Here is a 21,895-nt window from a genome sequence, read left to right on the forward strand (position 1 = left end):
AAGGAATCATGACGTTATGGCTATCCCAACCCTGAATAATTACGCCATGCCCAGCCAGTGGAAGGCCAACAAGGTCGACTGGACCCTGGATCCCAAGCGCGCCGCCCTGCTGATCCACGACATGCAGGAGTACTTCACCGCCTTTTATGGCGAGAACAGCCCGCTGATCCAGGCCTTGACCGAGCGGCTCGCCGCCGTGCGCAAGCAGTGCAAGGCCCTCGGCATTCCGGTCTTCTACACCGCCCAGCCCAAGGATCAATCCCCTGAAGATCGCGCCCTGCTCAACGACATGTGGGGCCCGGGTCTGAACAAGAGCCCGGAGCTGCAGCAGGTGGTGGCCCCCCTGCGCCCCGAAAGCGATGACGTTGTGCTAGTCAAGTGGCGCTACAGCGCCTTCCAGCGCTCCGAGCTGGAACAGATGCTTAAAGGTCTGGGGCGGGATCAGCTCATCATAGGCGGCATCTACGGCCACATCGGCTGCATGATGACCGCCTGCGATGCCTTCATGCGCGACATCCAGCCCTTCTTCCTGGCGGACGGGGTGGCGGACTTCTCCCTGGCCGATCACCAGATGGCGCTGGACTACGTGGCGACCCGTTGCGGCAAGGTGATCCCTTGCGAGGAGGTGCTGGCGCTCGCCCCGGTTTCTGCGTCTGCCGCCCAGAGCAATCCGTTGCTCACCAATCCGCTGCTGACGTATGAGGGGCTCAAGGCGCGGCTGCTGAGCCATATCGATGAGGACGAAGAAGAGTTTGACCCGGACGAGAACCTCATCGACTACGGTCTGGATTCGGTGCGCATCATGTCCCTGCTCACCGAGTGGCGCGCCGCCGGGGTGGAGCTGGGCTTCGTGGATCTTGCCAAGCTGCCGACCCTCAACGGCTGGTGGCGTCTGATCGAGAAGAAGCTGGCCGAGCAAAAAACTCTGGAGGTGGCGCAATGAGCCGCTTCCCCTTGACCATACCCCAGCAGGGGCTCTGGTCCGGTCATCTGCTCAACGACGACAAGGCGATGTTCAACACCGCCGAGTGCATCGCCTTCGATGGCAAGGTCGATGCGGCCGTGCTGGTGGCTGCGCTCACCCGGGCTGTGGGTGAGTGCGAGGCGCTCAAGGGCCACTTCGAAGAGAATGGGGAGATGGTCTGCTTCGTCTCGGACGAGGCACAGCTCGCCTATGGTGAGGTGAACCTGGCGAGTGATGACGAGGCCGCTGCCCGCGCCTGGGCCTGGGCCGATCTGCGCCGCCCGTTCGAGTTGACCCAAGAGGCGCCCTGCCGCTTCGCCCTGCTGCGCGGCCCCGGCCGCGATTACCTCTACAGCTGCGTGCACCACATCGCGCTGGATGGCTTCGGCACCACCTTGCTGTTCCAGCGCATCGCCGAACTCTATGGCGAAGGGCTGGCCGGGGCTGCGCCGTCGCCATCGCCGTTTGGCCTGCTGGACGAGGTGCTGGCAGAAGAGCTGACCCGCGAGGATAGCGGCAAGAACGCCGCCGCCCGCAGCTTCTGGCAGGAGCAATTGCAAGCCTGGCCCGAGGTGAAATCCTTTGGCGAGGCCCGCGCCCCCATCGCCGCCGAGTTCATTCGCGAGAGCCGCCCGTTGCCGGCAGCACTGTGGCAGGCGCTGACCGGCTTTGCCGACGAGCACAAGCTGGGTTGGCCCGATCTGCTGCTGGCCTGCCTCTCGGCCCAGCTCTCCTTGGCGAGCGGTCAGAGCCAGACCCTGCTCGGCCTGATGATGATGAACCGCATCGGTTCGGCCTCCCTGACCGTGCCCTGCATGCAGATGAACATCACCCCCCTGGCTCTCGAGCTTGGTGACGCGCTGGATCTGGCGGGGGCGGCCGGCGCCGTGGCCAAGGCCAAGCGCGGGGTGCGCAAGCACCAGCACTACCGTTACGAGCTGCTGCGCCGAGACCTTGGCCTGGTGGGCGGCGACAAGCGCCTGTTCGGCCCCCTGGTCAACATCATGCCGTTCGATCACGCTCGCCGCTTCGGGCCGCTATCGGCCCATATTCTCAACATCAGCGCCGGCCCTGTGGAGGATCTCACCATAGAGGTGCAAGTCGGCGCCGACGGTCAGCCCAGACTGGATCTGGACGCCAATCCCGGTTGCTACCAGCAGGCCGATCTGGCGGCCATCGCCGATACCCTGTTCGCCCTGCTGGGCCGCTGGCTCGCCCAGCCCACCCTGACTCTGGGCACCCTCAAGGCCGACTGGCTGGCCGAGCAGCGGCTGGCTGCGCTGATCACTGGGCCCGCCCACGAAATGATCAAGGTGCGCCCGGTACTGGATGCGCTCTGCCACTTCGCGGCCCAGACCCCGCACAAGATTGCCCTGATACAAGGGGAGGTGAGTGTCAGCTACGAGGCGCTGCTGACCCGCTGCGAGCAGATGGCGGCGGCCCTGCAGGCGTCCGGCGTGCAGCCGGGGGACAGGGTCGGCGTCATGCTGGCCCGCACCCCCCAGGCCATCTTCGCCCAACTGGCTGTACTCTTGGCGGGCGCCGTCTATGTGCCCCTCGACCCCGAGCAGCCGCTGGAGCGCCAGGGCCATATACTGCGGCTGGGGGAGGTCAAGACCCTGATCACCCAGGCCGAGTATCGCCACAAGCTGGCCAGCCTGTTTGAGGGCCACACCCTGCTGGCGGGGGATCTGGTGAGCGACGATCGGCTCAACCAGCCGGCTGCCGGTCGCGCCGTCGCCTACCTGATGTTCACCTCGGGCTCGACCGGCCTGCCCAAGGGGGTGGCCATCAGCCACGGCGCCCTGGATCACTTCGCCGCCGCCGCCCGTTGCCGTTATCACTTAGGAGAGGAGGCGCGGATGCTGCAATTCGCCCCCTTCAACTTCGACGCCAGCATCGAGGAGGTGTTCGCCACCCTGAGCGCCGGCGCGACTCTGGTGCTGCGCACCGACGCCCTGCTCGAATCCATCCCCGCTTTCGTCGCCGGGGTGGAGCAGATGGGGATCACCCACCTCGACCTGCCCACTGCGTTCTGGAACGAGTGGGTGGTGTCTCTCGGCGCCGGCCAGGCCCATATCCCTGCCAATCTGGCCACCGTCATCATCGGCGGTGAGGCGGTCTACCCCGAGCAGCTCGCCCAGTGGCAGCGTCAGGGACGCTCCGATCTGCGTCTGTTCAACACCTATGGCCCCACCGAGACCACTGTCGTGGTCACGACTCAGGAGCTGCAAGGGGAGGACCCGATTCAGGCCCAGTTGCCCATCGGCCTGCCGCTGCCCGGCATGCGGGCACTGATCCTGGGGGCGGGGGAGCAACCCGCCGAGGAGGGGGAACTGGTGCTGCTCGGCCCGCAGCTCGCCAACGGCTACGTGGGTGGCGTGCAGGGGAGTTTCGGCACCCTGCGTATCGGTGCTGAGCTCCTGCCCGTCTATCGCACCGGTGATAGAGTGCGCTGGGTGGCCGATCGTCTGGTCTATCTGGGCCGGCGCGACAACGAATTCAAGATCAGCGGCTACCGGATCCAGCCCGGCGAGGTGGAGGCCCAGTTGCTGGCCCTGCCCGGGGTGGATGAGGCCTGCGTGCAGGGGGTGAGCATCGGCAATGTGCGTCGGCTGGTGGCCTTCGTGGCGGGGCCGGAGCGCGATAGCCGGGTCATCAAGGCGCAGCTCGCCAAGGTGTTGCCCGCCGCCATGATCCCTACCGACTATCGCCACTTTGATCAACTGCCCCGCACCGGCTCCAACAAGCTGGATCGCAAGGCCCTGCTGGCCCAGTACCAGGCGGGGGGCGAGGTTCTGAGCCTCGGCAGCGAGACCGAGAACCGGGTCGGCGCCATCTGGCAGCAGATCCTGGGGCTGGCCACCATGGCGCCTGCGGACAACTTCTTCGAGCTGGGGGGCCAGTCCCTGCAGACCATACAGATAGTGAACCGGCTCGGCGCCGAGTTCGGGGTGCAGGTGAAGGTCTCCGACGTGTTCGATCACCCCCGCTTGGATGACTTCTGCCGTTTCCTCGACGGCAAGCTGACTGAAGACGAAGAGAGCGTGGAGATGGTGTGGTGATGAGCAAGGAGCAACAAGCAATGACCTTTGATTTCAGTGGCCAACGGGTCTGGGTAACCGGGGCCGGACGTGGCATAGGGTACGAGGTAGCGCAGCAGTTCGTGGCCGCCGGCGCCGCCGTGGTGGGGCTGGATCAGGCCTTCCCCGAAGCAGACTACCCCTTTGCCACCCGGCTGCTCGACATTCGCGACTCAGGGGCGGTCAATGCCTGCTGCGAGGGGCTGCTGGCGGATGGCGGGCTGGATGTGCTGGTGAACGGGGCCGGGGTGCTGCGCCTCGGCCCCACCGAAGCCCTGAGCGATGACGACTGGCACGACTGCCTGGCGGTCAACGCCAGCGGCGTCTTCTATCTGCTGCGGGCCCTGGTGCCCCACTTCAAGGCGCAGCGGTGCGGCGCCATCGTCACCATAGGTTCCAACGCGGCCCATGTGCCGCGCATGCAGATGGCGGCCTACTGCGCCTCCAAGGCGGCGGTCACCAGCCTGACCCAGACGGTGGGGCTGGAGCTGGCTCCCTTCGGCGTGCGGGTCAACCTGGTGTCGCCGGGCTCGACGGATACCGAGATGCTGCGCGGCATGCTGCCCGATGAAGGGGCCATGGCCCGCACCATAGCGGGGCTGCCGGATCAGTTCAAACTCGGCATCCCGCTGAACAAGATCGCCACCCCCTGCGAGATCGCCAATACCGTCCTCTTCCTGGCCTCGAGCCTGGCCAGCCACATCACGCTGCAGGATCTGGTTGTCGATGGCGGCGCCACCCTGAGCGCCTGATCCAAGAGGCTGAGATAACTTATGAACAACATGATTGCGTTGCTCCAGCAGCTGGAGCGCCAGGGAGTCAAGCTGGCCCTGAATGACAAGGGCCAGCTCATCTCCCAGTCGAGCAAGGAGGCGGTGACCCCCGCCATCGGCGCCCTCATCAAGGCGCACAAGGACGAGCTGGTGCGCTGTCTGGCGGCCCGCACCGCCTTCGAGGCGCCTATCGTCGCCCAGGGCGCCCTGCAGGGGCCGCTCTCGTCGTCCCAGAGCGGGCTCTGGTTTATCGAGCAGTACGAGGAGGCCTCCCACCTCTACAACATGCCGGTCTATTTTCGGGTGAGCGGCGAGCTGGACACAGCCGCCCTGGAGTTTGCTTTCGATCACCTGTTTGCGCGCCACCCCAGCATGCGCACCCGTTTCGTCAAGGACGAGGCGGGCAGGGGAGCCCAGGAGATCCTGCCCCACGCGCCCTTCAAGCTGCAGATAGAGGATGTGAGTGCAGAGCCCGAAGCCGAGCGTGAAGCCTATGTGGCGCGGCGGGTGCGCGAAGAGATAGGGCGCCCCTTCTCCCTGACCCAAGGGGACTTGAGCCGGGTGCACCTCATCCGGTTGGGGAGCCATGAGCACGTGCTGCTGATCACCCAGCACCACATCATCTCGGACGGCTGGTCGGTCAAGAATATGTTTGCCGACTTGAAGCGTGCCTTCCTGGCTCATCAGAACCGTGCGCCCTTGAGCGTGCCCGAGTTGCCGCTCACCTACCTCGACTACGCCCACTGGTTCAACTCTCCGCGTTTTCTGGATTATCACGCCGAGTTCAAACCGTTCTGGGTCGACCGCCTCGGTGGCAGCCCCGAGGTTCACGGTCTGCCGCTCGACAAGCCGCGCCCGGCCCATCAGGACAGCGGCGGCGAGCTGGTCTTCTCTACCATAGACAACGAGCTATGGGAGAGTTTCAAGCGCCTCTGTCAGCGCCACAGCACCTCCAATTTCATCGGCCTGCACGCCCTGTTCGCCCTGCTGATGGTGCGCCAGAGCGGGGAGAAGGAAGTCGTCATAGGCACGCCGCTGGCGTATCGCGAGCGCCACGAGATAGAGTCCCTGGTGGGCTTCTTCGTCAATACCCTGGTGCTGAGAACACAGCTGGCAGGGCGCCCCAGCTTTGTCGACTATCTGCAGCAGTGCCGGGAGGAGGATCTGGCGGCTTTCGATCACCAGCTCTACCGCTTCGAGGCGCTGGCCGAGGCCATAGGCGCCGATCGCACCACCGCCATCAACCCCATCTTCCAGATCATGCTGGTCTATCAGGCCAAGGTGGATTTCAACGATCTCATCCCCGGCTGCCAGCTGGTGGAGGAGACCTCCCCCGTGCTGCCCGCCAAGACCGACATCTCGGTCAAGGTGACCGAGCTGATGGACTCCGTCAGGGTGGACTGGCTGTTCGCCACCGCCCTGTTCGAGCGGGAAACGATTGAAAGTTATGCGGACAGGCTGCTGCACCTGATGCGCGCCGTGGTAGCGGCCCCCGAGACCGAGATCTGGCAACTGCCGCTGGAGGCGGGCACAGACCAGACGGCGCTCGCCGCCGAGCTTGCCAGCCTGCCTCTGGATTACCCGAGCCGCGACACCCTGCTCTGCCACATTGAGCGCCGCGCCGTTCAGTTCCCGGGTGCGCTGGCGGTCAGCGACGGTGCGAACGCTCTGTCTTATGGCGAGCTGGAGGCCCGTGCCAACCGGCTGGCCCACTGGCTGCAGGCTCGCGGCGTGACGCCGGGCACCGCCATCGGCATCCAGGCCAAACGGGATGTGGCCTTCGTCATCGCCCTGCTCGCCTGCTGGAAGGCGGGGGCGGCCTATGTGCCGCTCGACCCCGCCTATCCCGCCGAGCGGCTGGCCCATATCCTGAGCGACGCCAGCATTGGGCTGGTGCTGGGGGGAGAGCCGGATGCGCGGCTCGCCGAGGCCATCATGGGCACAGATGCCGGTTACCACGATCTGCATCGGCTGGCGCTGGACAAGATGCCAACCAGCACGCCGGCACTGCCTCGGGACGCCGCCACGCTGGCCCAGATCATCTACACCTCGGGATCTACCGGCTTGCCCAAGGGGGTCATGGTGGAGCAGGGCAGCCTGGTCAACCTGATGGCGGATCATGCAGAGCGCATCGCCCTTGATCAGGACGGCGCCATGTTCAACTGCATGTCTCTGTCGTTCGATGCGGGCAACATGACCACCTTGCTGCCGCTCTACTGCGGCGCGGCCCTGCACTTCGGCGAGCCGGGGGAGGGGGTGATCAGCGCCGCGATCGAGCGCGGTGCCAGCCATATGATTTTGCCGACCGCCCTGCTCGCGAACCTGCTGCCACCGGCGGATCTCGGCTCCCTCAAGGCCATCGGCTTCGGCGGCGAGGCGTGCCCGAGCAGCCTGGTGGAGCGCTGGGGTGACAGGGTCGAGCTCTACAACATGTACGGCCCGACCGAGAGCACAGTCACTGCGCTCTGCGCGCGGCTGGTGCCGGGCGCGCCCATCACCATAGGCCAGCCCATCAGCAATTTAAAAGCGCTGATCCTGGACGAAGGGGGCAACCCCTGCCCCGTGGGGGTGCCCGGTGAGCTCTGCCTGGCCGGCCTCGGCCTGGCCCGCGGCTACCTCAATCTGCCTGAGCGCACCCAGGAGGCCTTCGTCGAGCTCAGGTTTGATGACAGCGCCGATGGCCGCACCTATCGCCTCTATCGCACAGGCGATCGGGCCCTGCTGCGCCGCGACGGCAAGGTCCAATATCTGGGCCGGCTTGACGAGCAGATCAAGCTGCGGGGCTATCGCATCGAGCCCGGCGAGATAGAGACGCAAGTCGCCGCGCTGTGCCCGGCCATCCGCCAGATCAAGGTGGTGGTGCAGGAGGGTCGTCTGCTGGCGTACGCCTGCCTGCAAGCGGGGGCGAGCGAGCCGGACGCCGAGGCCCTGCTGCAACGGGCCGGTGAACAGCTGCCCGAATACATGGTGCCGGTGAAGCTCTGTTGGCTTTCCGAGATGCCGCTCACCCCCAACGGCAAGCTGGACCTGCGCCGCCTGCCTGCCATTGACTGGCAGGAGAGCAAGAGCGAGCCGCAGAGCGAGCTGGAGCAGACCGTGCTCGCCATCTGGCAGGGGGTGCTCAAGCAGTCCCTCGGGGTGGAGGATGACTTCTTCCGCTTGGGGGGCGATTCCATCCTCAGCATCCAGCTCACCACCCGGTTGCGGGATGCGGGGCTGCACTGCAGCGTGAAGGACGTGTTCGAGGCCAAGACGGTGCGCCGTCTCTGCCGCCAGCTCGGCCAGCAGCAGGCGGTCAGTCACCAGACCGAACAGGGCAACCTGGTCGGCGACTTCCCGCTCCATCCCATCCAGCACTGGTTCTTCGAGCAGGGCTTCGCCAAGCCCGGCCACTGGAACCAGGGGGTGATACTGCGCCTGCCTGCCGGGGTGGATGATGCTGCCTTGCATGGCTGGCTGACTACCCTGCGCCAGCACCACGACGCCCTGCGTCTGGCGGTGACCCCAACCGGTCAGCGCTACCTGCCCGAGCTGGCGCTGCCGCCGCTGCCGACCCTGGATGCAGGAACACTCGGCGGGGCTGAACTGCAGGCCCGCCTGACCGAGCTGCAGGGGGATCTCGATCCCGCCAGCGGCCACACCCTGGCCTGGGCCCGCCTGCGCAACCTGGCCATAGAGGGTGAGGCCGATCCTGTGGAGGGGCTCTTCCTCGCCTTCCACCATCTAGTCATCGATGCCGTCTCCTGGCGCATTCTGGCCGAGGATCTCGCCCGGGTGAGCAGGGGCGAGCCCCTGCCCGCCAAGGGCAGCAGCTATCGCCAGTGGGGCGAAGGGCTGGCCGCCTACGCCCTGCGCGAAGAGGATCAACTGGCGTTCTGGCTGGCCCAGGGGGAGGGCAGCCAGCAAGGCCTGCTGGAGGCCGAACGCGCCGAAGATGGCCGCGCCGCCGCCAGCCTGCTGCAACTGGACAAGGAGACCACGGCCCGCTTGATAGACCCGGCCAACCAGGCCTTCTTCACCCGGGTACCCGATCTGTTGCTGGCCGCCCTGACCCGCACCCTGAGCGAGCTGGGTTATGGCGCACGCCACTGCGTGATGCTGGAAGGGCACGGCCGTGAGGCCATCGATGCTGAACTCGATGTGAGCCGCACCCTGGGTTGGTTCACCAGCACCTATCCGCTGGCGCTGGCCGATGAGCCAGAGTGGGATGCGCTGGTGTGTGCCACCAAGGAGCGGTTGCGGGCCGTGCCGGACAAGGGGGTAGGCTTCAACGCCCTGCGTCTGCACCATCCCCGTGGTTGGGAGCTGCCCGAAGCCCTCATTGTCTTCAACTACCTGGGGGTCAGCCATCAGGGCGTTGCAGGTCAGCCCTGGCAACCCCTGCCCATGGCGCCGGGGGCGCCCTCCTCACCGGACAACCTGCCGCGGGAGCTCATCAGCCTGCACGGGGGCGTCTATGACGGATGCCTCACCCTGCGCCAGGTCGGTGCCCTCAACCAGCAAGGGAGCGACGCCCTGATGGTGAGATTGGCGGCCAACCTGCGTGCCCTGGTGGATCACTGCTGTGGGGTGAGCGCCCCGCGCCACACCCCGAGCGACTTCCCGGGGCTTGGCCTCTCGCAAGCGGCGCTCGACCAGGTGCTGAGCGGGTGCGAGGTGGAGACACTGCTGCCCATGACCTCGCTGCAGCAGAGCATGCTCTATCACAGGGCGCTGGCGCCTCGTGACACGGCTTACCACCTGCAGACCGAGATGGAGTACCGCCAGCCACTGGACCTGGCCGTCTATCGCCAGGCCTGGCAGGCGCAGATCGCCCGCTGGCCGGCCTTGCGCAGCGAGCTGGTGCTGGCGGATGGGGTGGCGCTGCAGCGCATACTGCGCCATGCCGAGCTGCCGTTCCACCATCAGGATCTGGTGGGGGATGAGCAGGCAGAGGCGCGCATCGCAACCTATCGCCAGCAGGATCTGGCCCGCCCGATCCCGCTTGATCAGGCTCCCTTGTTGCGGGTCGCCTGCTTCAAACTGGCGCCCGATCACCACAAGGTCATCTTCAGCGCCCACCATGGCGTGCTGGATGGCTGGAGCGGCCCAGTGCTGCTGGGCTCCCTGCATCGCTGCTACCAAGCCCTGATGAACGGCCTGCTGCCGCAAGCCGAAGCGGATGGGGCCTGGCTCGAATTTGGCCGCCATATCGCGAGCCAAACCTGCGCCAGCGAGGCCTACTGGCAGGGACGCGCCGAGTTGCTGGCCCGACCCAACGATCTCTCCCGTCTGTTCGGGGTGGCGCTGGAGCCGCAGCTGACGCAGCACAGGCCTGCGGTGTGCGGCCAGACCCTGGCGCCGCAGGTGTCGGCTCAACTGGAGACCCGTGCCCGCGAGCTGGGGGTGACCACGGGCTTGCTGGCCCAATACGCCTGGCATCGGTTGCTGGCCCGCCGTTGTGGCGACGACATCACCTTGGTGGGCAACGTGACGCCGGGCCGGGATTTCCCCATCGAGGGGATCACCCAGAGCGTCGGCCTCTATATCAACAGCCTGCCGCTCATCCTGGATTGGCGCACCGAGGCGACCCTGGCCGAGCATATAGGCAGGCTGCAGTCGGACTCGATGGCACTCAACGAGCACGGCACCCAGTCGCTCGCGGCGCTGACGCAAGGCAGGGCGCGCCTGTTCCAGAGCCTGTTCGTGTTCGAGAACTACCCTGTGCCGGCGCTGCCGGAGGAGCCGGAGCCCCATCAGCTGGTGCCGCGCTTTGGCGCCGTGGTGGAGAAGGTGGAACTGCCGCTCTCCCTGGTGGTGAACGCCCGCGGCGGCCGGCTCAATCTGCGCCTCGAGTTCGACGGGGATCTGATCCCCATGGCGAAGGCCGAAGCCGTGCTGGCTGCCTGGCTGGCCGAGCTCGGCTGGCTGGCGGGGGCGAGCCTTGCGCTGCCGGCCAGACCCGATGAGATGAGCCTGCTTGTCCCCATGGCCGCGCGCGTCGCGGCGCCCGTCGCTGAGTCCTGCCCGCCCGCGGCCCGTCCGCTGGTGGCCCTGTGGGAGCGCCAGTGCGGCGTGCCCGGCGTCTGGCAACAGACCCTGTGTGAACTCGGGGTGGATTCGGTGCAGCAGCTCGCCCTGCTGGCGGCCCTCAATGCCGCCTTCGCCGGCGAGCGTGCGCCGCTCACTCTGCGGGATCTCAAGGCCCATTCATCCCCCAGCCGGCTCTATCAGCACTGGCTGGTGCGACTGCCCGAGGAGGTGCTATGACGGTTCTGACCCAGATTGGCCAGGCTCCCGCCAAACCGAAAGCCCATCGGGAGTTGAGCCCTCCGCAAGGCGGGCTGGCAACCGAACAGACCCTGGGCTCGCGCCTGGCCTATTGCCTCGCCGCCACCCCGCTGGCCCCCGCCATCGGCATGGACGGGGTCGGTATGAGTGAGCAAGGCATGAGTGAGCACGGCACGGGCGAGGCCGGCCCCGGCGCCTGGCTCAACTATGGCGAGCTCAGCCTGCGGGTCGGTCAGATCGCCGCCCGCCTGCAGGGGCTGGCGGTGGGAGAGCGGGTCGGCCTCTATCTGGCGCGAGGACCGGATCTGGTGGCCAGCCTGCTCGCCTGCCTGCGGCTCGGCCTCACCTTTGTGCCGCTCGAGCCGGATTTCCCGGTGGAGCGGCTGCAGGGTATCGCCCGTCAGGCCCGGCTCTCGGCGGTGATCTGCGATGGAGATCGGGAGGTGCCGATCTTCGGCTGCCCGCTGCGCTCCCTCGCCTGTCCCGGTCACGCGGGGAGTGCGGCTGTGCAGTGGCCCAATGTGGACGATGCGCTGACGGCCTACATGATGTTCACCTCGGGCTCTACCGGCGAGCCCAAGGGGGTGGTCATCAGCCGGCGGGCCCTGCTCTGCTTCCTCGACGGGATCCGCGAGCGGCTCGGGTTATCACCTAACTGCCATTGGCTCTTTATCACCACCCCGGCCTTCGACATCTCCTTGCTGGAGATGCTGGGGCCGCTCTGGGGCGGGGGCCGCTTGACGGTGGCCGGCGGCGAGCACAACAAGGATCCGCTGGGAATGATGGCGCTGCTCGAGGCGGATCCTTCCATCAACTGGCTGCAGGCCACCCCGGCCTGCTGGCGCATGCTGCTCAAAGCGGGCTGGCAGGGGCGCGAGCGCCTCACAGCCCTGTGTGGCGGCGAGGCGCTGGACTCGGGATTGGCCGAGCAGCTTTGCAGTCGTACCCAGCGGCTGTGGAACTGCTACGGGCCGACCGAGGCCACCGTCTGGTCCCTGGTGAGCGAGGTGCGCTGGCCACCGGCTGAGGGGCAGATCACCATCAGCCACAGCCTGCCCGGCTACCGCCACTGGGTGCTGGACGAGGCGGGGTTGCCGGTATCTGAGGGGGAGTGCGGCGAGCTGTGCATCGAGAGCCCGGCCCTGTGTGAAGGCTACTGGCGCAAGCCCGGGCTGACGGCGGCGGCCTTCCTGCGGGTTGATGCCCATCGCCTCTATCGCACCGGCGATCGGGTGCGCCGACTGGGGGCGGATCGCTTCCTCTATCTGGGAAGGCGCGACGATCAGGTCAAGCTGCGCGGTTTTCGCATCGAGCTCGGGGAGGTGGAGGCGGGCCTTCGCCGTCAACCCGGGGTGCAGGAGGCTGCGGTGCGCCTGGTCGGTGAGGGGGACGAGGCCATGCTGGTGGGCTACGTGGAGGCCAAGGCCGAGGTGATCCTCAATCGCCTCGCCCTGCGCAAGGGGTTGCAGGCCACGCTGCCGCACTACATGGTGCCGGCGCGGATCCTCCTGCTCGATGCCCTGCCCAAGACAGGCAGCGGGAAATTGGATAGAAAGGCGCTGCCGTTACCCGAGTAAGCTCTCTGTCCGAGTGCCTTGATAAACAAAGAAGCCCGCATGATGCGGGCTTCTTTTTGGCTGTCCTATGAGCGCGGGCTTATTGGGTGATGGGGGCCGCGTCCGGTTTGGCGAGCAGCTGCTCGACGTCGTCGATCACCTTGAGGGCCGCCTGGGGGCCGCCGGTGGAGGTCCACAGCGAGCCGTCCACGGCGCCAAAGCGCTTGCCCTTGATGGCGTTCAGTTGCTGGAAGGCCGGGGTCTGCTCGGCCTGCTTCATGGCATCCACCGCATCACCGCTGGCGCTCAGGGTGCCTATCACCAGCCAGTCACCGTCCAGCAGGTTGAGGGACTCCAGACTCAGGGCCGGGGAGTGGGGGGTCTTGTCGCCGATCTGGTGGGTCGGACGGGCCAGCCCCATCTCTTCCACCACGCTGCTGGCGAAGGTGCCGCCGTGCATGTAGCTCGGGCCCTTCGGGTTCCAGCGCACTATGCTCAGGCGCTCGCCCTGATGCTTGGCAAGCTTGCTGCGGGCCTCCTGCAGGCGGGCGTCATACTGGGCGAGGAAGGCCTTGCCCTCGGCATCCCGGTTCAGCACGTGGGCGCTGCGATTGAAGATCTCCTTCCAGGAATCGCCCCAGTTGCCGGTGACCACTGTGGGGGCTATCTCTTGCAGCAGGGTCAGCAGCTCGGGTTTGGTCTGGCCGGTGAGGATGAGATCCGGCTCCAGATCGATCAGCCGCTCCAGATTGGGGTTGTCCAGATCGCCGACCACGGCGATATCCTTGCCCGCCTTGGTCAGCAGGTAACGGGGCAATGTGCCCTGGCCGCGACCGTTGACCGTGCCGACTGGCTGCAGTCCCAGGGTCAGGGCCGTATCCAGATCGATTTCGCTCAGCACCACCACCCGCTTGGGCTGGGCGGGCACGAGCTGGGTCTTGCCATCGGCATCGGTCACCTGACGGGTCTCGGTGCCGGCCTGGGCCTGAAAACCGACCAGGCTGGCCAGCATGAGCGCGGCGGCCAGGGGGGAGGAGATCTTCATCGTTACATCCTTCTTGGTGAAATCAGCGGAAAACCGGGCCCCAAACGGGCGGCCTTATGCTATCACAAATTCAAATGATAAAAATTGTCATTTGCGTTTGTGGTGTTTGGACTGGGTGATTTGCTACCATGGCCGCTCTCGAACCAAGGGCTTTTTCGATGCCAATCGCTCCCCTGGCTGCCGGATCCCGAGGCAGCTTTATCCTGCAGGCCGACTGCCTGCCACTGCCCGGTTTTGCGGAACTTGCGCTGCAGCGGGTCTGCTTCGATCCCGCCGCTTTCACCCCGGCCTGTTACGACGCGGTCGGCATGGTGCTGCCCGCCAGCTTGCAGCGTGCGGCTCCCAAGCGGCTGGGGGAGTTTCTGGCCGGCCGGCTGGCGGCGCGCCAGGCCCTGCACTGCTTTGGGCTGGGTGATCATGTGGTGGCCATAGGATCGGCCCGCGAGCCACGCTGGCCTGCGGGGTTTGAGGGCAGCATCAGCCACAGTCTGTTGCAGGGGCGCGGCATGGCCCTGTGCGCGGTACGTCCGGCCCAGGCTGGTATGGGGCTGGATCTGGAAGCCTGGCTGGAGGATGGGCAGGCGAGCGAGCTCTGGCCCGGTATCGTGGATGATGAGGAGTGGGCGCGGCTGCAACGCTGTCCGCTCGGCCCGGCCCAGGGATTGACCCTGGTGTTCTCCGCCAAGGAGAGTCTGTTCAAGGCGCTCTACCCCAGGGTGGGGCGCTATTTTGACTTTCTCGATGCCCGCTGGCTGGCCATGACGGAGCAGACCCTCACCCTCGAACTAAAAAGCGCGCTGACTCCGGATCTGCCCGTCGGCTGGCACTGCACCCTGCACTGGCAACGCTTGCCGGGAGGCGTGCTGACCACGCTTCTGCTCTGAACGTGCCTCTGCCGCTCGGTGTCATGGGAGAAAAAAACCGCCATCAAGGCGGTTTTTTTGATCCTGCGTTCAGGCCTGCTGCTGCATGGCAAAGGCGTGCGGCCTGCGGCGCGGCACTATGATGGGGGCGCCATCGCCGGGGGCGTGCAGTATGTCCACGTCCGTCTGGTAGAGGCGGTCGATGAGGGGCTTGGTCACCACCTCGCGAGCCGGGCCCATGGCCTGGATCTTGCCCTCGCCGATGGCGATCAGCTCGTCGCAGTAGCGGGCGGCGGTGGCGAGATCGTGGATGACGATGAGCACCGTCTTGCCTTCGGCGGTGATCTGGTGGATGGCCTCCATCACCTCGGTCTGGTGGCCTATGTCCAGCGCGCTGGTGGGTTCATCCAGCAATATGATGTCTGCATCCTGGGCCAGCACCATGGCCAGCCACACCCGCTGGGCCTGGCCGCCGGAGAGGGAGCTGGCGCTCTGCGCCAAGATGTCGCCAAGCTGCATCCGCTCGCAGGCCCAGCGCACCATGCGGGCATCCTCTTCGCTCCATTGATTGAACCAGCCCTGATGGGGATGGCGGCCGTACTGCACCAGCTGTTCGACCTGAATGCCGGCGGGCACCAGGGGGCGCTGGGGCAGGTAGGCGAGCTCCCGGGCCAGCGCCTTCATGCCGTAACTCTCCAGCGGTTTGCCCTTGAGCAATATCTCACCGGATTGGGGTTGCTCCTGGCCCGCCAGCAGCTTGAGCAGGGTGGATTTGCCACCGCCATTGGGGCCGACTATGCCGACCAGCTTGCCCTTGGGAATGGTGAAGGAGATGTCGTTGAAGACGGGCTTTTGCTGATAGCCGAAGTGGAGGCGATTTAGGGTGAGGGTCATCAGTCGGTTCTCTGTCTGTCTTTGATCAGAATAAACAGCAGCAGTATGCCGCCAAGAATACGGGTCATGATGCCGGTGGCGACCTCATGGGGGCTGGCCAGCACCCGCACCAGGGTGTCGCTCGCCAGCAGCAGCAGGGCGCCGCAGAGGGCGGCGATCCACAGCGGCACTATGCGATCCCGGCTCATCCAGGAGGCGAGTATGGGGGCCGCCATGGCGATGAACACCACTGGGCCGCCGATGGCGGTGCCAAGGGCCGCCACGACTATGGCCTGGGCCAGTACGCCGAGCTGCACCCGGTTGACGTTCACTCCCAGACTCTGGGCCGTGATGGGGCCCAGACGCAGCACGCCCAGGGCGCGGGAGAGATAAATGATCCAGGGGCAGACCAGCAGGATCAGGATCCCCACAGGCACGACTGTGCCGTAGCCCTGGCCGACGAAGTTGCCCATGTTCCACAGGTAGAGGCTGGTGAGGTGCACCAGCGACTGGGTGGACATGACGAACTGGCCGATGGCGTTCATCAGCTCGGAGACGCCGATGCCGATCACCACGAACAGATAACCCTGCTCCCCCGGCTTGTTGCACAGGGCGTAGAGCACGGCGGCGGCAAACAGGGCGCCGAGGGGCGCGGCCCACCAGGGCCAGCTGCCCAGGGTGAGATAGAGGGAGAAGGCGATGATGGCGAGCGACGCCCCCTCGTTGACCCCTATCATGTCCGGGGTGGCGAGGCGGTTGCGAATGAGGGTCTGCACCAGGCAGCCGGAGAGGCCCATGGCGGCGCCTGCCACCAGCACGGCGACGATGCGCGGCAGCCGGATCTTGAAGACAGTCACCTCATCGAGCCGGCTCCCCTCGCCAAGCAGGGTCTGCACTACCCCCAGCATGGTGAGCTTGCTTGAGCCCAGGGTCAGCGCCAGCAGGGAGAGCAGCACCAGAGCCACCAGGAGCCCCAGTGTGATCAGCCAGGCACGGCGGTGCAGCAGCAGGGTGCGGTCACCCAGTCGCAGGCAGAGGGTGCCGGAGGGGAGGGAAGCATTCAGCGGTGTATTCATTGGATTGTTCATGAGGCAGGCGACCTTATTTGACGGCCAGCAGGGAACGGAAGCCGCCGCTGCGCACCACCATGATGAGCACGGGGGCACCGATCAGCGCTAGGATCACCCCGTTGGGCAGCTCGAACGGCTGGATCAGCCAGCGGGCCAGTATGTCGGCCCCCAGCAGGAACAGCACGCCAAACAGGGCGGAGAAACGCACCTGGATGGCGAGGCGTACCGGCTCCACCAGACGGGCGCAGTAGGCGGCCAGGAAGCCGACGAAGCCGATGGGGCCGGCGATGGCGATGGCGCAGGCGGTGAACAGGGTGGCGGCCAGCAGCACACCGATCCGCACCCGGGTCGGCCGTATGCCGAGGGCCTGGGCCTGGTTGTCTCCCATCTGCATCAGGGTGAGCTGGCGGCACAGGGCCAGGGTCAGCAGCAGACCGGCCAGGGCGAAGGGTACCACGGTGAGCACGGCGTCGAGATCCGAGGCCGCCAGTGATCCTAAGTTCCAGAAGCGGAACTGCTCCAGCACCACCTTGTTGGAGAGCAACAGGAAGTTGGAGAGGCCGCCGAAGGTGGCGGAGAGGGCGACCCCCACCAGGATGAGCTTGAGCGGATTGGAACGCCCCACCATGAGGCCGAGACCCAGCACTATGAGGTTGCCAAGCAGGGCACCCATGCCGGACCAGAGCAGATAACCGTAGGCGGATTCGACGCCGAAATAGGTCAGCCCTATCACCAGGGCGAACACGGCGCCGGCGTTGACGCCGAGCAGGCCGGGCTCGGCCAGCGGATTGCGGGTGGCGCTTTGCAGCATGGAGGCCGCCAGCGCGAGACAGACGCCCACCACCAGGGCACACAGGGTGCGGGGCAGACGCAGGGTATGAATGATCATGGCGAGCTTTTCATCGGCCATGAGGGCGGGATCGCCCAGCAGAAATCCGGCGACCTCGCGGCCACCATAGACACCGGCACCCGTGGCCAGTGACAGGCAGATCAGCAGGAACAGGAGAACAACTCCCAGCCAGAACAGCTGTGTTTGGTGTCTGAGCACCCGGCTACTCCTTATTGTCGAGGCGATAAAACGGAAAAAGGGAGCCCTGGACCGGGCTCCCGAACGGGGGATTACAGCTTGTAATCCACGCCGGCATAGACGGTGCGACCTTCCAGGATGAAGTCGGCGTCGGTGGCGACCTGGTCACGCTGGGTGTTGGTCAGGTTGGTGATGCCGAGTTTGAAGTCGAGCGCCGGGGTGACCTTCCACTTGGTGTTGACGTCCAGGGTCTGGTAGTGCTTGGACTTGAGCGCCTGGGAGTTGTGCATCGGCACCTTGATGAACTGGCTGCCCACGTATTGCCAGGCCAGGTTGGTGCTGACGATCTCGGTGGCTTGCCAATCCAGGCTGAGGTTGCCGGTGTGATCCGGGGTCTTGGCCAGATCCTCGCCCGTGCTCTTGTCTTCGGAATCCAGCAGGCTCCAGTTGCCGGTCAGCTTGAGGTCGTCTCGCACGTCAACCCAGCCGTTCAGCTCCAGCCCTTTCACCCGCGCCTTCTTGACGTTGAGGTAGGTCATGACGGTCGGACGGTAGCCAGGGCCCCACTGATCGCTCTGGATCAGATCTTCGATGTCGTTGTGGAAGCCGGTCACACCGGCGCCGAAGCGAGCGCTCTCGTAGGCGGTGCCCAGCTCATAGCTGACGGCGGTTTCCGGTTTCAGGTTCGGGTTGCCGACCACCTTGCAGGCGCCACGGCAGGCGGTGGTGGCGAAGCCTTCGCTGGACTGGGCCAGGGTCGGTGCCTTGAACGCCTTGCCGGCGCCCCCCTTGATCACCCACTCGTCGCTCAGCTTGTAGAGCGCATAGGCGCGCGGGCTGAACTCGTTGCCATAGGTTTCGTGGTGGTCGAGGCGGCCGGAGAGGGTCAGCGCCAGATCCCCCAGGCTGAATTCGTCCTGCAGATAGAGGGCGCTCTGGCTCGCATCCACGCTGCCGTTGGTGATGCTGCGGCTGTGCTCCAGCTCGGTCTTGCGCATCTCGGCGCCCGAGGTCAGCAGGTGATCCCCCAGATAGCCGCTCAGCTGGCCATCGACCGTGTGGTTGGTCTGGGTGACATCGGCGGCGCCGCCATTGAGCTGGGAGTCATCCATCAGGTCCGTCTGCTCGAAGTAGTAGCGGGCGCGACTGTCGAAGTGCTCCCAACGGCCGTTGTGGGTGACCCCCAGGCTCAGGCGATCGAGCTTTTGCACGTTGTGCGGGGTGGCCGGTGCGGTCGGGGCACGGGGCACGTTGTTGAAGTAGCTGTCCATGTCGTTCTGGTTGTAGCCCAGATCGAAATCGATATCCTGGTTGTCGCTGACCAGCCACTTCAGGCTGGAGAGCATGTTGACCACTTCCCGTTTTTCCAGCGCATCGGCATCCGGGTTGTTGGACTGATCGCTGTGCCAGCGGTCGCGCTGATAGCCTTCCACCACCACGCTGCCCAGCAGCTTGTTGTCGATGAGGGCACCTGAGACAAAGGCGCTGCCCTGGTTGGCATCGCCACCGTCGCCCTTGGTGGGCATGGTGTGGGTGTAGCCGAAGGCCGCTTCCGTCTTCTCCTTGGCCTGGCGCAAGATCACGTTGACCACGCCGCCGAGGGCGTCGGCACCGTACAGGGAGGAGACGGGGCCACGGATCACTTCGATGCGCTCTATGGCCGCCATGGGGATGGAGCTCAAGTCGAAGTCATTGCCAAAGGAGCTGCCCAGGGTCTCGCGGGCGTTGACGCGTTTGCCGTTGATCAGCAGCAGTGTGTAGTCGCCGCCCATGCCGCGGATCTTGATCTCGCTGCGGCCCGTGGGGTTGGTACCTATGATGTTGACACCCGGCACATGCTTGAGGGCATCGCCTATGTTGTTGGCGTTCATCTTGTCCAGATCGGCGCGGGTCACCACAGAGACGCTGGCCGGGGCGGACAGCTCGGTGTGCTGGGTCTGGGTGGCGGTGACCACCATGGTCTCGTTGGCCTTGACCGATTCGGCCTGGGCCAGACCCGGCAGGGCAAACAGGCCGAGGGAGAGCAAAATCGGGTTCAAGCGAAATACGCCAGGCTGCAACTGCATAGTCAAAACTCCATGAATAAAACAGAGGTTATGGGGTCCGGCTCTGGGGCCGGTAGCTCACTGACTTCCTTGTCTGGCGGCGCCAGACTCGGGGTTATTGTTATTCCTTGTCTGCGCCAGCCCCTTGAGCAGGAGCCAGACACCGCCGCAGGCCAGCAGGCCACAGCCGATATTGATCCAGGCGAGCCCCGCAAAGCCGTGCAGGGCGCCAGTGTTGTCCGAGAAGAGATACCTGGCCGAGAGCAGGCTGCCGAGACCCGCCGCCACATTGGTGACCGTGCCCTGGAAGGACATGAAGGCGGCGCGCTGATGGGGGGCCGGAATGGCCGCCGTGATGGCGAGCGTGGTGCTGGATCGGGCCGAGCTCAGCGCCATGAAGAGGGTAAACAGCAGGTAGACGGGCACGCCGACGGGGGCGGCGAAGCCGAGCAGGGTGATCAGCGCCAGCAACAGGCTGGTGATCAGGATGGCTGCCAGCGCCCGGCCCTGATCGATCCAGCTGCCGCACAGCCGCATGGTCGCCATGCTGGCGAGGCCGCCACACAGATAGAGGGCGGCGATCTGCTCGCGCGGGAAGGCGAGGTTGAACTGGAAGTAGTTGGCAAAGTGCGGGATCAGCAGGAAGTGACCGAACATCTGCAAACAGAGAATGAGCAGGGCGCCCTGGCAGAGCGGCGAGCCCAGCAGCTGGCGCAAGCCGCTGCCGTGAGGGGCGCGGCTGACCGGCAGGGAGGGCAGCAGCCGGGCGCAGAGCAGGGCCAGCAGCAGGCCGCCAGCGCCAAACAGCAGGAAGGGGCTCTGCCAGCCGAGCCACTGGGCCAGCACCAGGGCGATGGGCACCACCAAAATGGCGGCCAGCGAGAAGGCCATGCCTACGTAGGCGAGGCGGCGGCCCCGTTCGGCCGGCGGCACCAGGTCCAGCACGGCGGCCATCAGGATGGCGGCCAGCGGCCCGGCCACGCAGCCTGACAGAATGAACAGCATCAGCAGTTGCTGGCTGTTCTGTACCAGGGCGCAGGCCATCAGCAGCAGGAAACGCAGGGTCAGCAGCACCAGCAGGGCGGGTTTACGGTTGACGCGATCGAGCCAGGGAGCGGCGATAAGCCCCATCAGGGCCGCGCCCAGGGTGGCGCCGCCGCTGAAATAACCTGTCTGTTCCGGTTGCATGCCGAGGCTGATGACCAGATCCGGCCCGAGCGGCATCACCATCATCATGCTGCCCATGGAGAGCATGTTGATCAGCATCGCCAGATGGATGATGGCAGGAGTGGTGGTGGCGGTAACAGGCTTCATCAGCGGCTGGCTCGAAAAAATGAGTCCGAATTGTATCCGAGCGATTTTTTCGTGACAACAAATGGTAATCATTTTTATTTGTATTATTTGATCTATCTCCGTCCTTTCGGCTCGCAGGCCGTCAAGGGGGGTGCTCCGGCCCATGTCGCCATTGCCCCTGGGGTGCAAAGTCATTGAAATGCGAGGCAGATGGATCATGATGGTGATAGCCAGACTGGCAGAGACGGTGAGCCGGGCTCCCGGACAGGAGAGAGAGATGAAAAGGTGGCGTTGGAGCGGGATCTTGTTGTTGTGCGGGCTCTGGTGCCTGCCGCTGCGGGCCGAGGTCAAGGTGATCCCGGTATTTGAGGCCCAGGCGGCGGTGCAGACCCTCAAGGAGATCTACCCGGATCTCGGGGTGAGTGCCATGGGCAATCAGCTGGTGCTGAGCGGCAGTGCGGCCCAGTTGCAGGAGGCCGAAGCGACCCTGGCCAAACTCAACCAGCCGCCCCAGAGTCTGCTCGTCGAATGGCGGGTGGATGGCGCCTCAAGCGGTCAGCAGATAGAGGCTGGTATCGGTGGTGATGCGGCCAAACGGCAATGGCTGCTGGAGGGCAATGCCCGGCAATACCAGCGCAGCCAGAACGACAGCTGGCAGGTGCGCGGCCTGTCGGGGCGGCCCGTGTTGCTGCAGATGGGTTCCTACCAGCCGGTCACCTTCTATCAGTGGCGCGGTGGTCAGGTGGTGGGCTTGATGCCGCTCATCAACGGCCTCTACGCCACCGCCACCCTGATAGGGGACAGGGTGCAGATAGCGCTCAGCAGCGAACAGGCCAGGCTGGAGCAGGGCACCATCAGCACGGGGCAGAACGCCACCGAGGTGAGCGGTGCCCCGGGGCAGTGGCTGACGGTGGGGGAGCTTTCCACCAGTTCGGCCCAGCAAGGCAGCAGCCTGGGTACCCAGTTGCAGGGAGGCCGCGGTTCTCAGAGCGATCGCCAGACCCTGCAGATCCGGGTCACGCGTCAATGAGTG

The 21,895-nt window shown here is 65.8% G+C and carries 13 protein-coding genes; 7 read left to right on the forward strand and 6 right to left on the reverse strand.

The window, feature by feature from the left end; genetic code table 11:
- The first annotated feature begins 16 nt into the window (after nt 1–16).
- Genes amoB through AACW87_RS09225 form a run of 5 tightly spaced genes read left to right on the forward strand, consistent with a single transcriptional unit; the run spans nt 17 to nt 12,667 of the window.
- Nucleotides 17–943 (forward strand): amonabactin biosynthesis bifunctional protein AmoB, encoded by a 927-nt coding sequence (gene amoB / locus AACW87_RS09205; RefSeq protein WP_241324796.1) that lies wholly within the window; start codon nt 17–19, stop codon nt 941–943.
- Nucleotides 940–4,029: an amonabactin biosynthesis non-ribosomal peptide synthetase AmoF gene (amoF, locus tag AACW87_RS09210; protein WP_241324797.1), complete on the forward strand. Its 3,090-nt coding sequence runs from the start codon at nt 940–942 to the stop codon at nt 4,027–4,029. The genes amoB and amoF overlap by 4 nt, the downstream gene beginning before the upstream one ends.
- Nucleotides 4,030–4,049: 20 nt before the next feature.
- On the forward strand, nt 4,050–4,799 hold the full coding sequence (gene dhbA, locus AACW87_RS09215; protein ID WP_241324798.1) for a 2,3-dihydro-2,3-dihydroxybenzoate dehydrogenase: 750 nt from the start codon (nt 4,050–4,052) through the stop codon (nt 4,797–4,799).
- 21 nt (nt 4,800–4,820) lie between these two features.
- Nucleotides 4,821–11,069, forward strand: coding sequence for an amonabactin biosynthesis non-ribosomal peptide synthetase AmoG (gene amoG, locus AACW87_RS09220; RefSeq protein WP_241324799.1), 6,249 nt, complete (start codon nt 4,821–4,823; stop codon nt 11,067–11,069).
- Complete coding sequence (locus AACW87_RS09225) at nt 11,066–12,667, forward strand: amino acid adenylation domain-containing protein (protein WP_241324800.1); 1,602 nt, start codon at nt 11,066–11,068, stop codon at nt 12,665–12,667. The genes amoG and AACW87_RS09225 overlap by 4 nt, the downstream gene beginning before the upstream one ends.
- A gap of 79 nt (nt 12,668–12,746) precedes the next feature.
- On the opposite strand, the gene AACW87_RS09230 is transcribed toward AACW87_RS09225, so the two are convergent.
- On the reverse strand, nt 12,747–13,691 hold the full coding sequence (locus AACW87_RS09230; RefSeq protein WP_098984234.1) for an amonabactin ABC transporter substrate-binding protein: 945 nt from the start codon (nt 13,689–13,691) through the stop codon (nt 12,747–12,749).
- A gap of 158 nt (nt 13,692–13,849) precedes the next feature.
- Here AACW87_RS09230 and amoD point away from each other — a divergent pair, with 158 nt between their 5' ends.
- Nucleotides 13,850–14,575, forward strand: coding sequence for an amonabactin biosynthesis phosphopantetheinyl transferase AmoD (amoD, locus tag AACW87_RS09235; RefSeq protein WP_241324801.1), 726 nt, complete (start codon nt 13,850–13,852; stop codon nt 14,573–14,575).
- A 69-nt stretch (nt 14,576–14,644) separates the two neighbouring features.
- Here amoD and AACW87_RS09240 read toward each other — a convergent pair whose 3' ends face one another.
- From AACW87_RS09240 to AACW87_RS09260, 5 genes are all read right to left on the reverse strand, one after another.
- Nucleotides 14,645–15,448: an amonabactin ABC transporter ATP-binding protein gene (locus AACW87_RS09240; protein WP_043137045.1), complete on the reverse strand. Its 804-nt coding sequence runs from the start codon at nt 15,446–15,448 to the stop codon at nt 14,645–14,647.
- Nucleotides 15,448–16,515 (reverse strand): amonabactin ABC transporter permease subunit 1, encoded by a 1,068-nt coding sequence (locus tag AACW87_RS09245; RefSeq protein ID WP_241324802.1) that lies wholly within the window; start codon nt 16,513–16,515, stop codon nt 15,448–15,450. Before AACW87_RS09245 ends, AACW87_RS09240 begins: the two co-directional genes overlap by 1 nt.
- 13 nt (nt 16,516–16,528) lie before the next feature.
- Nucleotides 16,529–17,545, reverse strand: coding sequence for an amonabactin ABC transporter permease subunit 2 (locus AACW87_RS09250; RefSeq protein WP_043137052.1), 1,017 nt, complete (start codon nt 17,543–17,545; stop codon nt 16,529–16,531).
- A 71-nt stretch (nt 17,546–17,616) separates the two neighbouring features.
- Nucleotides 17,617–19,590, reverse strand: a complete 1,974-nt coding sequence (locus AACW87_RS09255) for a siderophore amonabactin TonB-dependent receptor (RefSeq protein ID WP_098984231.1) — start codon at nt 19,588–19,590, stop codon at nt 17,617–17,619.
- Nucleotides 19,591–19,647: 57 nt separating this feature from the next.
- Nucleotides 19,648–20,883 carry a siderophore amonabactin export MFS transporter gene (locus AACW87_RS09260; RefSeq protein ID WP_241324803.1) on the reverse strand — a complete coding sequence of 412 codons (1,236 nt, stop codon included), beginning with the start codon at nt 20,881–20,883 and terminating at the stop codon, nt 19,648–19,650.
- 256 nt (nt 20,884–21,139) lie between these two features.
- Here AACW87_RS09260 and AACW87_RS09265 point away from each other — a divergent pair, with 256 nt between their 5' ends.
- Complete coding sequence (locus AACW87_RS09265; RefSeq protein ID WP_043555455.1) at nt 21,140–21,892, forward strand: hypothetical protein; 753 nt, start codon at nt 21,140–21,142, stop codon at nt 21,890–21,892.
- Nucleotides 21,893–21,895: the final 3 nt, after the last annotated feature.

Source organism: Aeromonas sp. MR7, from assembly GCF_963899385.1.
Lineage (GTDB): Bacteria > Pseudomonadota > Gammaproteobacteria > Enterobacterales > Aeromonadaceae > Aeromonas > Aeromonas bestiarum.

Excerpts from the sequence above, each read along its gene's own strand:
- amoB (WP_241324796.1), top strand. The coding sequence starts at position 17 with ATGGCTATCCCAACCCTGAATAATTACGCCATGCCCAGCCAGTGGAAG.
- amoF (WP_241324797.1), top strand. The coding sequence starts at position 940 with ATGAGCCGCTTCCCCTTGACCATACCCCAGCAGGGGCTCTGGTCCGGT.
- dhbA (WP_241324798.1), top strand. The coding sequence starts at position 4,050 with ATGACCTTTGATTTCAGTGGCCAACGGGTCTGGGTAACCGGGGCCGGA.
- amoG (WP_241324799.1), top strand. The coding sequence starts at position 4,821 with ATGAACAACATGATTGCGTTGCTCCAGCAGCTGGAGCGCCAGGGAGTC.
- AACW87_RS09225 (WP_241324800.1), top strand. The coding sequence starts at position 11,066 with ATGACGGTTCTGACCCAGATTGGCCAGGCTCCCGCCAAACCGAAAGCC.
- AACW87_RS09230 (WP_098984234.1), bottom strand. The coding sequence starts at position 13,691 with ATGAAGATCTCCTCCCCCCTGGCCGCCGCGCTCATGCTGGCCAGCCTG.
- amoD (WP_241324801.1), top strand. The coding sequence starts at position 13,850 with ATGCCAATCGCTCCCCTGGCTGCCGGATCCCGAGGCAGCTTTATCCTG.
- AACW87_RS09240 (WP_043137045.1), bottom strand. The coding sequence starts at position 15,448 with ATGACCCTCACCCTAAATCGCCTCCACTTCGGCTATCAGCAAAAGCCC.
- AACW87_RS09245 (WP_241324802.1), bottom strand. The coding sequence starts at position 16,515 with ATGAACAATCCAATGAATACACCGCTGAATGCTTCCCTCCCCTCCGGC.
- AACW87_RS09255 (WP_098984231.1), bottom strand. The coding sequence starts at position 19,590 with ATGCAGTTGCAGCCTGGCGTATTTCGCTTGAACCCGATTTTGCTCTCC.
- AACW87_RS09260 (WP_241324803.1), bottom strand. The coding sequence starts at position 20,883 with ATGAAGCCTGTTACCGCCACCACCACTCCTGCCATCATCCATCTGGCG.
- AACW87_RS09265 (WP_043555455.1), top strand. The coding sequence starts at position 21,140 with ATGAAAAGGTGGCGTTGGAGCGGGATCTTGTTGTTGTGCGGGCTCTGG.